The sequence below is a fragment of the Candidatus Pelagibacter sp. HIMB1593 genome (assembly GCF_052047755.1).
Classification (GTDB): Bacteria; Pseudomonadota; Alphaproteobacteria; order Pelagibacterales; family Pelagibacteraceae; genus Pelagibacter.
On the sequence record NZ_JBNAJK010000001.1, the window covers coordinates 538,913 to 553,566 of the forward strand.

Annotated in this window: 12 protein-coding genes; all 12 read left to right on the forward strand. The window is 26.3% G+C overall.

Translation table 11 applies throughout. The features are described 5' to 3' along the window. Positions 1 to 4: 4 nt before the first annotated feature. From mraZ to murB, 12 genes are read left to right on the forward strand one after another with little or no spacing between them, the layout of a single operon-like run. Complete coding sequence (mraZ, locus tag ACTTA0_RS02785) at positions 5 to 472, forward strand: division/cell wall cluster transcriptional repressor MraZ (protein WP_440633823.1); 468 nt, start codon at positions 5 to 7, stop codon at positions 470 to 472. Position 473: 1 nt separating this feature from the next. Beyond that, positions 474 to 1,949, forward strand: coding sequence for a cell division protein FtsZ (ftsZ, locus tag ACTTA0_RS02790; RefSeq protein WP_440675990.1), 1,476 nt, complete (start codon positions 474 to 476; stop codon positions 1,947 to 1,949). Positions 1,950 to 1,967: 18 nt separating this feature from the next. After that, complete coding sequence (gene rsmH, locus ACTTA0_RS02795; RefSeq protein ID WP_440675992.1) at positions 1,968 to 2,978, forward strand: 16S rRNA (cytosine(1402)-N(4))-methyltransferase RsmH; 1,011 nt, start codon at positions 1,968 to 1,970, stop codon at positions 2,976 to 2,978. Beyond that, entirely contained in the window at positions 2,975 to 3,283 is a 309-nt protein-coding gene (locus ACTTA0_RS02800) for a cell division protein FtsL (protein WP_440675993.1), read from the forward strand. Before rsmH ends, ACTTA0_RS02800 begins: the two co-directional genes overlap by 4 nt. Continuing rightward, a complete protein-coding gene (locus tag ACTTA0_RS02805) occupies positions 3,280 to 4,971 on the forward strand; it encodes a peptidoglycan D,D-transpeptidase FtsI family protein (RefSeq protein ID WP_440675994.1) in 1,692 nt (563 codons plus the stop codon). The genes ACTTA0_RS02800 and ACTTA0_RS02805 overlap by 4 nt, the downstream gene beginning before the upstream one ends. Before the next feature lie 2 nt (positions 4,972 to 4,973). Beyond that, complete coding sequence (locus ACTTA0_RS02810; protein ID WP_440675995.1) at positions 4,974 to 7,817, forward strand: UDP-N-acetylmuramoyl-L-alanyl-D-glutamate--2,6-diaminopimelate ligase; 2,844 nt, start codon at positions 4,974 to 4,976, stop codon at positions 7,815 to 7,817. Then, entirely contained in the window at positions 7,818 to 8,903 is a 1,086-nt protein-coding gene (gene mraY, locus ACTTA0_RS02815; protein ID WP_440675996.1) for a phospho-N-acetylmuramoyl-pentapeptide-transferase, read from the forward strand. Further along, positions 8,903 to 10,186: a UDP-N-acetylmuramoyl-L-alanine--D-glutamate ligase gene (murD, locus tag ACTTA0_RS02820; protein ID WP_440675998.1), complete on the forward strand. Its 1,284-nt coding sequence runs from the start codon at positions 8,903 to 8,905 to the stop codon at positions 10,184 to 10,186. The genes mraY and murD overlap by 1 nt, the downstream gene beginning before the upstream one ends. Continuing rightward, a complete protein-coding gene (locus ACTTA0_RS02825) occupies positions 10,176 to 11,294 on the forward strand; it encodes an FtsW/RodA/SpoVE family cell cycle protein (protein ID WP_440676000.1) in 1,119 nt (372 codons plus the stop codon). The genes murD and ACTTA0_RS02825 overlap by 11 nt, the downstream gene beginning before the upstream one ends. Positions 11,295 to 11,297: 3 nt before the next feature. Then, positions 11,298 to 12,365, forward strand: coding sequence for a UDP-N-acetylglucosamine--N-acetylmuramyl-(pentapeptide) pyrophosphoryl-undecaprenol N-acetylglucosamine transferase (locus ACTTA0_RS02830; RefSeq protein ID WP_440676001.1), 1,068 nt, complete (start codon positions 11,298 to 11,300; stop codon positions 12,363 to 12,365). Then, positions 12,355 to 13,749: a UDP-N-acetylmuramate--L-alanine ligase gene (gene murC, locus ACTTA0_RS02835; RefSeq protein WP_440676002.1), complete on the forward strand. Its 1,395-nt coding sequence runs from the start codon at positions 12,355 to 12,357 to the stop codon at positions 13,747 to 13,749. The genes ACTTA0_RS02830 and murC overlap by 11 nt, the downstream gene beginning before the upstream one ends. Next, positions 13,749 to 14,654, forward strand: coding sequence for a UDP-N-acetylmuramate dehydrogenase (murB, locus tag ACTTA0_RS02840; RefSeq protein ID WP_440676004.1), 906 nt, complete (start codon positions 13,749 to 13,751; stop codon positions 14,652 to 14,654). The genes murC and murB overlap by 1 nt, the downstream gene beginning before the upstream one ends.

Consider the following 14,654-nt stretch of genomic DNA (forward strand, 5'->3'; position numbering starts at 1 on the left):
ATTTATGTTTTTATCTACTTACGAGAACAAATTAGACAAAAAGGGGAGAGTATCTGTGCCTGCTAGCTTCAGATCTCACTTGTCCAATTTAGGTTATAATGGAGTAATTTGTTATCCATCTTTCAATAATTCCTCGATAGAAGCATGCTCTCAAGACAGAATTGAAAAAATTTCCTCAGCGATAGACTCTTTAAATCCTTTTGAGGAAAAAAGAGATTATTTTGCAACATCAATATTAGCCGAAAGCACTAATTTACAGTTTGATAGTGAAGGTAGAATTTCTCTTTCATCAAAATTATTAAAACATGCAAAAATAAAAAATAGCATGTTGTTTGTTGGTCAAGGTCAAACTTTTCAAATTTGGGAACCAACAGCTTTTGAAAAATTTAAGACATCAGCAAGAAAAAAAGCAAATTTAAATCGAGCAAGTCTTAAATGGGAAAAACATTTAAACAACAACGAGGGGAAATAAGATGACAATTAACTTTAAAGCACCAGAGATAAAAGAACTTCAGCCACGACTTTTAGTTTTAGGAGTAGGTGGAGCTGGAGGAAACGCAATAAATGAAATGATTGATAATAAACTTCAGGGAGTAGAGTTTATTGCTGTAAATACAGATGCTCAAGATTTAAAGTTAAGCAAAGCAAAAACTAGAATTCAAATTGGTTTAAATTTAACGAAGGGTTTAGGTGCAGGTGCAAAATTAGATATAGGACAAGCGGCTGCCGATGAATCTTTAAATGAAATTGTAAATACACTTCAAGGTGCAAATATGGTTTTCATTGCAGCTGGTATGGGTGGTGGAACGGGCACTGGTGCTGCTCATGTCATCGCTAGAGCTGCTAAAGAATTAAATATATTAACTGTAGGTGTTGTGACTCTTCCATTTTTATATGAAGGCCCCTCTAGAATGCGGAGAGCACAACAAGGATTGGAAGAATTAAGAAAACATGTGGATACTATAATTGTAATTCCAAACCAAAACTTATTTAAAATTGCAAATGAACAAACAACTTTTGAAGAGTCTTTTAATCTTTCAAATAATGTTTTGATGCATGGAGTACAGAGTATTACAGATTTAATGGTAAGACCTGGGTTAATTAATCTTGATTTTGCTGATGTTGAAACTGTAATGGCTTCAATGGGTAAAGCAATGATGGGAACTGGAGAAGCTGAAGGTGAAGGTAGAGCACTTAAAGCTGCAGAGATGGCAATCAGCAATCCATTAATTGACGATTATACTTTAAAGGGTGCTAAAGGGTTACTAGTAAATATCACTGGTGGTAAAGACTTAAAACTTTTTGAAGTTGATGAAGCAGTTAACAAAGTAAGAGCAGAGGTTGATCCAGAAGCTGAGTTAATTATAGGAGCAATAACTGATGCTGACTTAGATGGAAAAATGAGAGTTTCAATTGTTGCAACTTCATTAGATGGACAACAACCTGAATCTAAATCAGTGGTAAATATGGTGCATAGAATACAAAATCGTAATCCTGGTTACTCTGATTTTTCAAATATGGGGTCTCCTGCATTTAATTTTTCAAATTCATCAAGCCCAATTACTCATGGTGCTAACGCTCTTAAGGTTGAGAATGAAATGGTTCAAGAACAAGAGCAAGTAAGCGTTGAAAATAATATGATGAACGAAAATTTCGCTTCAGAAAACAGTGTAATAACAGAAAACATTGTCGAAGACAGCACTGTAAATGAAATGGAAAAATCTTTTACTCAAGAAGCAGTAGAAACATTTGAAGAAAAAAAACATGATGAAAATGTTCAAGAAGAACCATCAAACGATCTAAAGGAGTTTGGCGTAGATTCTGACTCTCCAGATTTATTTAGCTCAGAAAGTGAAAACTCTTCACCTTCAGATTTGTTGAATTCTGAGGATCAAGAAGATGAAGATGATCTTGAAATTCCTGCTTTCCTAAGAAGACAAAAAAATTAATGGTCTTCAAAGAAATAAATGGAAGCCACCATAGTACCGGATGTGCAAAAACATTATCCTGTGCTGCTAAAAGAAATTATTAGCGTTATTACCCCTCAACATGGTGGCACATTTATAGACTGTACATTTGGTCAAGGTGGATATTCAAAAAAAATACTAGAGTTTGAAAATACAAAGGTAATAGGACTTGATAGGGATATTGAAAGTCAAAAAATTGCAAATTCAATTTTAAATGATTTTGAAGATAGATTTGTTTTCAAAAATTTAAAATTCAGTCAATTAACTAATTTAAAAATTAAGAACGAAAATATCAAAGGTGTTATTTTTGATCTTGGATATTCATTAACACAAATGAAAGATCCAAAAAAAGGATTATCTTTCAACTCAATGACAGATTTAAATATGCAATTGGGTTTAAATAACTATTCAGCTGCTGATGCTATAAATAAACTTAATGCAAAAGAGTTGGAGAAAATTTTTAAATACTTTGGAGATGAAAAAGATGCGAAATATATTTCTAAAAATATTATAAAAGAAAGATTAAATAAGAAAATTGATACACAGGGTTTAATTAAAATTGTTGATAAATCAAAAATAAGAAAGAATTTTAAAGTTCATAATTCAACTAAAGTTTTTCAAGCTCTTAGAATTTTTGTAAACAAAGAAATAAGCGAATTAATTTATGGACTGATAAATGCTACAAAAGTACTAAAAAAGGGAGGTGTTTTAGCCGTCGTTACGTTTCACTCTTTAGAAGATAAAATTGTAAAATATTTTTTAAAAAGTCTTTCTCAAAATAAAAGTATTTCAAGATACACACCTCAAACAGAACAAAAAGAAACTCTTTTTAATTTAAGTCAAAAAAAACCAATTGTTCCATCTGATCTTGAGATAAAAGAAAACCCTCCTTCGAGATCTGCAAAACTAAGATATGCAATTAAGAAAAGTGATTTTTTTAACTTTGATACAGATATAGAGGAAAAATTTAAAAATTTTTTAGAAATTGAAAAGTTTGGAGATAAACTTTGAAAAAATTATTACTAGCATTAACAATTATAATTTTAGTTTTAACAACAGCAATCATCAAAAATACCACAAAAAAAATTGAAGATAAAATATTTGCTTATAAAGAAAGTGTAAGACTTTTAAAATCAGATTTAGAAAATATTCAGTTGGAATATGATTATCTAAGTTCTGCTGAAAAATTATTAGAATATCAATCCTTATATTTTGAGGATCAATTAGTTCAAAAAAAAATAGAAGATATTAAAATTTATAATATTTCAGAAAATCTAAATAAATTAGAGGATTATAAAATAACTAAGGAAAAATGAGCAATTTTAAAGAAAGATTAACAATTGAAGATCACAAAAATGATTTTGTTTATAAAAAAAGTAATACTGGATTAAATATCCAATTTAATCGAGTTGCTTTTATTTTTTTTGTCTTTTTTGTTATTTTTTCAATATACACAATACATTTAATTCATTTAGGATCTCGTGAGGCAAAAATTGAAAATACAAGCAACACACTTCCTTTTAGTAGTGATCTTCATAGAGCAGATATTTTAGATATTAATGGAAATTATTTAGCAAAAACGGTTAAGTCTGTTGATGTTGGTCTTAAAACTTCAGACATAATTAGTAAAGAAAAATTACTGTTAAGTCTAAAAATTATTTTTCCAGATAAAGATTTTAATGAAATTGAAAAAAAAATAGAAAACAAAAAGTTTTTTTATTTAGAGAAAAAAATTTCAGAGGAAAAATATGAGCAAATTATGAAGTTAGGAGATAAATCTCTTATTCCTGAAGAAAAAGTGCTTAGAATGTATCCACAGAAAAATCTTTTTAGTCATATTTTAGGACAAATAGATAATGACAATAATGGTATTTCTGGATTGGAAAAATCGTTAAATGAAAATCTCAGATTATCTAGAGACCCAATTAAATTAACTGTTGATAAAGACATTCAATTTTTAATTAGAAAAGAATTATTAAAATATCAGGAAATTTTTAAAAGCAAAGGGAGTGCAGCAATTTTAATGGATGTTAATAATGGCAATATACTCTCTTTAGTTTCGTTACCTGATTTTAATCCAAATGAGAGAAAAAATATATCAGATGTAAATTATATTAATAGAGTAACAAAAGGAACATATGAACTTGGTTCAGTTTTTAAGGTTTTTACTTTTGCAAGTGCTTTAAATGAAAAATTAATTGAACCAGATACAGAATTTTTAGATTTACCAAAATCAATTAAGTGTGACAGATATAGAATTGGAGAATATGATAATGAAATACCTTCAGATTTAACTGCTGAGCAAATTTTAGTTAGATCTGGAAACATAGGATCTGTACGAATTGCACAAAAAGTTGGTCCAGAAAAATTTAAATCTTTTTTAGAGGATATTGGAGTATTGAAACAGATTAATTTTGACATTGAAGAAGTGGCACCTCAAATTGACTATGATTTTGGAAAATGTAGATTGGCAACAGCTTCTTTCGGTCATGGAGTAGCAACAACCATTCTTCAGCTAGCGAAAGGATATGCTATTTTGGCCAATGGTGGCTATGATGTAAAACCTACATTGGTTTTTAAGGAAGATAACAAAAAAAATAACAACAAAAGAATTATTAATAAAGGAATTTCAGAACAAGTTGTTAATGCTTTGAGAAAAATTGTTAACACAGAGGAGGGTACTGCTAGATTTGCAGATGTTCAAAATTATGAAATTGGAGGCAAAACAGGCACAGCTGATCAACCAGAAGGAGGAAAATATTCAGAGGCAAAAATAAATACTTTTAGTTCGGTATTTCCAACATCAAATCCTCAATTTGTATTTGTTGTGATGTTAGATACACCTAAAAAATCAAAAGATTATTATTATAAGTATAGGCATAGAAAAGGTGGATGGAAGGGAACACTTTATAATACAGCTGGGTGGACATCAGTAGAGGTAGCAGGAAAAGTAATTGATAAAATTGGGCCTATTTTAGCCACAAAATATATACAGGTTAAATAGTGATGTTACTTGGAAATTATTTTGATGGTATCCACAAAAATTATAAAAAATTATTTTTTTCAGGCATATCTTTTAATACTAGATCGCTAAAAAAAAATAACATTTTCTTTGCAATTAAGGGAAATAGTATAGATGGAAATAAGTTCATTTCTAAAGCTATAAACAAAGGTTCTAAAATAATTGTTACAGAACAAAAAATTAAAAATTTTCGTAATGGAATTTTGTTTATAAGAACAAAAAATATAAGAAAATTATTAGCAGAAGTCTCATTTAAAATTTACAACAAAATACCAAAAAATTTAGTAGCTGTTACAGGAACTAATGGAAAATCTTCAGTTGCTGAATTTTATCTTCAAATAATGAAATTAAATAAAAAAAAAGTAGCTTCAATTGGAACACTAGGAGTTAAATCAAAGAATATTAATTTAAATTTGCTTAATACAACAATTGATCCAATTAAATTAGGCCAAATCTTACACAAATTAAAAAAAGAAAAAGTTGAACATGTTATCATGGAAGCTTCTAGTCATGGATTAAAACAAAATAGATTAGATGGGTTAAATTTTAAATCTGGAATTTTTACAAATTTGTCTCAAGATCATCTTGATTATCATAAAAATTTAAAAAATTATTTAAAAGCAAAACTTTATTTATTTGAGAATTTAATAAAAAAAAAAGGGAATATAATTACAGATAAAAATATACCTCAATATAAAACAATCAAGAAAATCTCTTTAAGGAAAAAATTAAAATTATCAGCAATAAATGAAAAGAAAAATAATTTTGAAATATTATCTCATAGATATGATAATGAAAATCAACTCATCAAATTTAAACATAAAAATTTAATTAAGGAAATTAACTTAAATTTAATAGGTAAAATTCAAATAAAGAATATTTTGATGGCTACAATGGCAGCACAAAAAAGTAATTTAAATTTTGAAAATATTTTAAAAGTTTTACCACAATTAAAACCAGTTGAAGGTAGATTAGAAAAAATTGGAACAATTAAAAATAATTCGATTGTTATTCTTGATTATGCACACACTCCTGATGCTTTAAAAGTTTGTCTTTTAAATATTAAGGAGCAATTTCCTGATAAAAAGTTGAACCTTTTATTTGGTTGTGGGGGGGATAGAGACCAAAACAAAAGAATGAAAATGGGTAAAATAGCAAGTATTTATGCAGATAATATCTATCTAACTGATGATAACCCTCGCTCCGAAAATCCAGCAAATATAAGAAAAGATATTAAAAAGGGCATCAATGCTAAGAAAATTATAGAAATTTCTAATAGAGCAATAGCAATATCTAAGGCTATTAAAAATTTAAAAAGCGGAGATATTTTATTAGTTGCAGGAAAAGGGCACGAAAACACACAGGAAATTGGTAAAAAGAAAATCAAATTTTCCGATAGAATTAAAATTCTAAAAGAAATTAATAAAAAAAACAAAAATTTATCCGATCAATTAAAAATAAATATAATTAAAGAACTTTCTAACACTCAAAAATTACCAAAGTCTATTTCTATAAATAATGTGAGTATTAATTCTAATGAAGTAAGAAAAAACGATGTTTTTTTTGCTATTAAAGGAAAAGTAAATGATGGAAATAAATTTGTTTCACAGTCATTTAAGAAAAAAGCATCATTAGCAATTGTAAATAAAATTCAAAATAATCTAGATGATAAACGGCAGATAAAAGTTAAAAACACCTTAAAATTTTTAACAAATGTTTCAAAAGTATACAGAAAAAATATAATCACTAACATTATAGCTATCACAGGTAGTTGTGGGAAGACTACATTAAAAGAATTATTGGGAAGTGTGTTGGGAAAAATTTCAAATACAAGTGTATCACCAAAGTCTTATAATAATAAATATGGAGTTCCTTTAAGTCTTCTTAATATTAAAGAAAATGATCAATATGGAGTTTTAGAAGCAGGAATGGATAAAAAGGGTGAGATTGATTATCTAACAAAAATAATTGAGCCAAATGTTGGGGTTATTACAAATATAAATTATGCCCATGCAAAAAATTTTAAAAATATAAAACAGATTGCATTAGCAAAATCAGAGATTATAAATAATATCAAATCAAATGGTTCTATCATCCTAAATGCAGATGATAAATTTTTTAAACTTCATAAACAAATTTCTCAAAAGAAAAATCTTAAATTAATTTCATTTGGTATTAAAAGTAATAGAGCAGATATTAAGTTAATTGATATTAAATCGTTTGGAAAAAATTTTAAAATTAAAATTAGATTTATGAATAAAATTAAATATTTTATAACCTCTAATGACTATCAAAACAATATTTATAATATTTTATCTGCATTAGCTGTTATTAGTGTGAATTTAAATATATTTAATTTAAATAAAAATATTTTCTTGAATTTTAGAATTCCTGATGGAAGAGGTGACCATTCAATAATTAAAGTAAATAATAAGAAAATAAATTTAATTGATCAAAGTTATAACTCAAATCCACTATCATTAAGTTCTGCTATTAAAAATTTTGATAAAATAAAATCAAACAAGTCTAAAAAGTATTTGTTGCTTGGAGATATGTTGGAGCTTGGTAGTTATTCCAAAAAACTTCATGAATCTATTGCTCCACTAATAAATCAAACTAAAATTGATAAGGTTTTTGTAAAAGGAAAAATGGCTTCTTTGATATATAAAAAAATATCAAATAGTAAAAAAGGTAAAATATTACGTAACAATTCTCAGATCGATGATTTGATTAGAAATGATATTAAAAACAATGATTATTTAATGATTAAAGCCTCACTTGGGACAGGTTTCAATAAGATAGTTAATGAAATAAAAGGTTTAAATTAAATGCTATACCAATTTTTATTAAATTTTGTTGATAATTTCGGTTTTTTAAACGTTTTCAAATATTTAACTTTCAGAACTGGTTTATCCTTTTTTACGTCATTAGTAATAGTTTTGTTTATTGGAGGTCCTTTTATAAAATTTTTTTCAAATCAAAAAATATTTAATCCAATTAGAGATGATGGACCTGAAGATCACATAGTTAAAAAAATTGGAACTCCAACAATGGGTGGAATTATTATTTTACTTGGCCTAATAATTTCAGTTGTTTTATGGGCAGATTTATCAAATAATAATATTTTATTTTGTTTATACATTGCTATTTCATTTGGATTACTCGGTGCATTCGACGATTATAAAAAAATTAAGCAAAGTAATTCCTCTGGTATTTCATCAAAGTTTAAAATAATCGCACAGATTATATTAGCGTTATTAGGAGTAAGTTTGTTTGTCTATTTGAATGATTATCAAGATTTAAATAATTTATATTTTCCTTTTTTTAAAAATTTAATAATTAATCTTGGATGGTTTTTTATACCCTTTGCTGTATTTGTAATAATAGGTTCTTCTAATGCTGTAAATCTTACAGATGGTCTAGATGGTTTAGCGACGGTACCAGTAATATTGGTGGCAGCTTGTTTTGCATTTATAAGCTATGTAACTGGAAATATTGTTTTTTCAAATTATTTACAAATTCCTTACATTGAAGGAACAGGTGAAGTTGCAATTTTTTGTGGAGCAATTATCGGAGCTTGCTTAGGATTTTTATGGTTTAATGCTCCTCCAGCTAAAATTTTTATGGGAGACACAGGCTCTCTATCTTTGGGTGGTTCTTTAGGAGCAGTAGGTATTATAACAAAACATGAGATTGTTTTAGCAATAACGGGAGGTCTTTTCGTGTTAGAAGCAGTCTCCGTAATGGTTCAGGTAATTTCATTTAAGCTTACAGGAAAAAGAATTTTTAGAATGGCACCTATACACCATCATTTCGAGAAAAAAGGTTGGCCCGAATCTACCGTAGTTGTTAGATTTTGGATTATCTCAATAATTTTAGCAATGATAGGACTTGCTACTTTAAAATTAAGATAATGAAAAATAAAAAAAATATTTTTTTAAGAAAAAAAATATTAATATATGGATTAGGTAAAAGTGGAATATCTTCATATAAATTTTTAAAAAAAAAAGCAGATGTTTATCTTTTCGATGACAATTCAAAAATAAATAAAAAATTAGTTAGTTTTAGTAGAATTTCAAAAATAAGTCTTGATGCAATTATTATTAGTCCAGGAATAGATATTTCAAAATGTAAATTATCAACGTTCTTGAAAAAAAATTTACAAAAAATTTATACAGATCTTGATGTTTTGTATTCTTTTTATGATAATTTGAGCATAACAATTACAGGTACTAACGGAAAATCAACTACAGCAAAAATACTACATGATGCTTTAATTGATCAAAAAAAAGATGCTCGATTGATTGGGAACATAGGAAATCCAGCACTTGCAGAGAAAAAAATAACAAAAAAAACGATTTTTGTGATTGAAGCTTCGTCATATCAGCTAGATTATTCAAAGATTTTTAGATCAAAATTTAGCTTAATTCTAAATATTTCAGCAGATCACATTGAAAGACATAAGAACCTAAAAAATTACGTTAATGCAAAATTTAAATTAATCGAGTCCCAAGTTAAGGGAAATTTTGCGTTCGTTAAAAAAAATGATTCATTGATTTCCAAAAAAATTAAAAAAAATAAATTTAAGTCAAAAATTTATAAAGTTGATACCTCAAATTTGAAAAAAATAATTGATAAGATTAGCAATAAATACTTTGCTTCCGACGGTAATAGAGAAAATCTCTCATTTATTTTTGAAATTGCATCTAAATTGAAACTTTCAAAAAATAGATTAATCCAAACAATAAATAATTTTAAGGGACTTGATTATAGACAACAAATTATTTTTGATAAAAAAAATTTAACAATAATAAATGACTCCAAATCAACAAGCTTCGCTTCTTCAGAAAATATATTAAATAATTTGAATGATGTTTATTGGATTTTGGGAGGAATACCAAAAAAAAATGATAAGTTCAAATTATCTAAAATAAAATGTAAAAATATAAAAGCATTCATTTTTGGTTCATATCGAAATAAGTTTCACAAAGTTTTGAGAGATAAATTAAAGGTTAAAAAATATAAAACTTTAAAAGAAACCTTACGTGCAATTTTCTTAGAGATAGAAGATCAAGAAATTAAAAAAAATATAATTTTTTTTAGTCCTGCCGGTGCATCATTTGATAGTTTTAAAAATTTTGAAGATAGAGGCAATTACTTCAATAAAATAGTTAAAAAATTAACATATGCAAAGTAATAGCATAATTTATAAATTTTATTACCAGTGGTGGAAAAATATTGACAAACCTTTATTGTTTTTAGTTAGCATTCTATTCACTATTGGACTTTTTTTCTCTTTAGTATCAACATCACTCATAGCTTCAGACAAATTAGATACCAACAACTATTTCTTTTTTTTTAAACATTTAATTTATGTAATTATTGGAGTAATTCTTATTTTTATTTTTTCATCTTTAAATCAAGATAAATTGTATAAATTTTCAATAATTCTCTTTTTAATTTCATTACTCTCTTTGTTTTTAGTACCTATAATTGGCATAGAAGTTAAGGGATCAAGGAGATGGATCGATTTATTTTTTTTACCAAGATTTCAACCCATAGAAATAGTGAAACCTTTCTTGATTGTAATTCTTGCAATTATTTTATGTAAAAATGAAACCAATATTTTATTCAAATATTTAGCATCAACAATATTAATGACTTTAGTTTCTTTGCTACTGATAATTCAGCCAGACATTGGTCAAACATTATTAGTAGTTTTTTCATGGGCTGTTTTAATATTTTGCTCAGGTATTAATTTATATTTTTTGCTCACAATCTCTTCTATTGGATTAATTTTATTGTCTTATATGGTTATTTACATACCAAAATTTAATTATATTAAAGCTAGAATTTTTTCATTTTTTGACAAAGAAACAGGTACTCATAATTTTCAATCAGATAAAGCAATAGAGTCAATAACAAGTGGAGGTTTTTTTGGAAAAGGGATTGGAGAAGGAACACTTAAAAATAGAGTACCAGAAGCGCATACAGATTATATTATTTCAGTAATTTCTGAAGAGTTTGGTGTGATTGCCATAATTTTAATCTTAATTTTGTTTTTAGTCCTAATTTATATGGTTTTTAAAAAAATAAATTTTGAAACTGAGGAGCAAAATAAACTTATTCTAATTGGAGCAGTAAGTTTAATTCTTATGCAGGCCACAATCCATATTGGAGTTAATATAAGATTGTTTCCAACAACCGGAATGACATTACCTTTTTTGAGTTATGGCGGCTCTTCAATTGTAAGTACCTCAATATTGACAGGTATAATTTTAAACCTAACAAAAAGAAAAATATAATAGGTGAGAGAAAAAGTATTAATTTCCACTGGAGGTTCTGGAGGACATGTAATTCCTGCAATAACAATTCATGACCATTTAAAAGAAAAATATGACACAATAATCTCAACGGATTCTAGAGGATTAAAATATTTAAAAAAAAATGATTATGGGTCTATTTTAATAGATACACCAAAGTTTAATAGCTTAATACTTTTTCCTTTTAAATTATTTAAAGTCTTAATATTAACAATTAATTCTCTAAAAATATTAAAAAAAGAAAAAATTTCTTACTTAATTTCAACGGGTGGGTACATGTCCTTACCTTTATGTTTAGCAGCAAAAATTCTAAATATTAAAATTTTTTTAATTGAACCAAATATGGTTTTAGGAAGAGCAAATAAATTTTTTTTAAATTTTTCTAAAAAATTAATTTGTTATTCAAAAAACTTAAAAAATTATCCAAAAAAATTTGAGAATCAGAAAAAAATTTCTAAACCTTTTATAAGAAAAAAATATTATGAAGCAAATTTATATAAAAAAGATGTAAATTTATTTACCATTATGATTATTGGAGGTAGTCAAGGAGCTAAAATTTTTGATACACTTATTAATGAATCAATTTTGAGTGTCTCAAAATCTTGCTTAATTAATGTAATTCATCAAACTAGCGAAAAAAACATAAACTATTTAAAAAATTTTTATAAAATTAATAATATAGAAAGCAATGTTTTTAGTTTTGATCAAAATTTAAATGAACTTATGAAGCAGTCTGATTTATGTATATCAAGGTCAGGCGCTTCAAGCTTAGCTGAAATGTCATTAATGAATGTTCCTTTTATAGCCATACCACTTCCTAGTTCTAAGGATAATCATCAATATGAAAATGCTAAATATTATTATGATAAAGATTGTTGCTGGATAATTGATCAAAAAAAGTTTGATAAAAAGAAATTTGAAGAATTATTGTTAAAAATATTAAAGAAAGACAAAGATTATGTCGCAAAAAAAGAAAATCTAAAAAAATTAAATTATCAAAATACTTGGAATAATGTTAATCAAAATTTATTGGGAATTTTAAATGAAAATTGAATTAGCTAAATCAGAGGTTATTCATTTTGTTGGTATAGGCGGGATAGGAATGAGTGGCCTTTCAATGATTATGAAAAGAAAAGGTTTTAAAGTTCAAGGAAGTGATATCTCAAATAATAAAAATATTAATAGGATTAGAAAAGAAAAAATCAAAGTTTACGTTGGACATAAAAAACAGAATATAAGTAAGGCTACAATTTTGGTTGTTTCTTCAGCAATTAAACAAAATAACCCAGAATTAATTGAAGCAAAATCAAAAGGTCTACCAATATACAAAAGAGGCGAAATGCTAGCAAACATCGTGTCTCTTTCTAAAAATATTGTAGTTGCCGGATCTCACGGCAAAACAACAACTACTTCTTTAATTGCATCAATTTTTCAAAATACAAAAATAGACCCGACGATTATTAATGGAGGAGTTATAAATTCAATCAATAATACAGCAAAATTAGGTAAAAGTGATTGGTCTATTTTGGAGGCAGATGAGTCTGATGGTAGCTTTATATTTATTCCCCCAACTTACTCTATCATAACTAACATTGATAGAGAGCACATGGATTTTTATAATTCGATGAAAAAATTAAATAAATATTTTATTGATTTTGTTGAGAAGGTTCCATCTTTTGGAAAATCATTTATCTGTTTAGATGATAAGAATAATAAAAATTTAATTAAAAATATTAAAAAGAAAAATTTTTATACATACGGTGAAGATTCTAAATCAAACTTTTCTATAAAAAATATAAATCAATATAAAGAATTTTCAAAATTTGATTTATTAATAAAATTACCAAATAAAAAAAATCGTTTCTTAAAAAATATAATAGTTCCCCTTTTAGGAAATCATAATATTAAAAATGCAGTTGCGGCTCTTGCAGTATCGTTGACTGTTGGAATATCAATATTTGATATAAAAAAAGGACTTAAAAATTTTAAAGGTGTTCAAAGAAGATTTAATAAGATTTTTTCTTTTAATAATGTTGATTTTTTTGATGACTATGCACATCATCCAACTGAGATAAGAGAAGTACTTAACGGGGTAATGAAAGTATATAAAGGTTATGAAAAGATATGTATTTTTCAACCCCATAGAATATCAAGAGTAAAAGATTTAAAAAAAGAGTTTAGTTATGCTTTTAGAGATGCTGATAAAGTAATTTTATTTCCAATTTATAATGCCGGTGAAAAAATCAAACTCGGTTTTAGTTATCTTAGTTTTGCAAAACAAATTATTAAAAATTCGAAAGTTGAATTATTGATGATCGAGGATCAATTGCAATTAGCAAAATATGTAAAAAGTAATATTTATGGAAAAAAAATTGTCATTGGTATGGGTGCTGGTTCAATTTCAAGCTGGATGAGAGAATTACCCAAATATTTATAATGAAAACTAATTTGAAAGAACTGTCAGAAGAGTTTGGTCAAAATCTTAAGGTAGACTGTGATTTAAAAAAAAAAAATTGGTTTAATATTGGTGGTAAAGCTAAAATTTATTTTAAAGCAGATAATTTAAAAGATTTAATCAAATTTTTAAAAATTATAGAAAATAAAGAAAATATCTTTGTCTTAGGTGGAGGATCTAACACATTAATAACTGACGACAAATATGACGGTGTAGTAATCAAGCTTGCAAATAATTTTAATAATTTATCAGTTCTGTCAGATGATATAATTATTGCAGGAAGTATTGTTAGTGATAAGTCGTTATCAGAATTTGCATTAGAAAATAGTTTAGGTGGTTTTGAATTTTTGTCTTGTATACCAGGTACAGTTGGCGGTGGAATTAAAATGAATGCTGGCTGTTTTAATAGAGAATTTAAAGATATTCTAATTTCGATTCAAGCAGTTACTAAATCTGGCCAGGTAATAACTATACCTGCAAAAGATATAAATTTTAAATACAGAGATAGTGGTTTATCTGATGACCTTATTTTTTTAAGCGCCTCCTTTAAAGGGTTTAAGAAAGAAAAAGAATTAATCCAAAATGAAATGAATTTTTTAAAAGAAAAAAAAGAAAAGGCACAACCAACAAGAATTAAAACCAGCGGAAGTACTTTTAAAAACCCTTTAGATCAATCTGAAAAAAAGGTTTGGGAACTAATAAAAGATTCTGTTCCATTAGATATTTCTTTTGGTGATGCATATATTTCAGAAAAACACTGTAATTTTTTTGTAAATAAAGGTAATGCTAAATTTAAAGACATGAAGAGTTTGATTGAATATGTGTCAAAAAATGTTTTTGAAAAAACAGGTATAAAGTTAGAAACTGAAATTAAAATTTTAGAATAA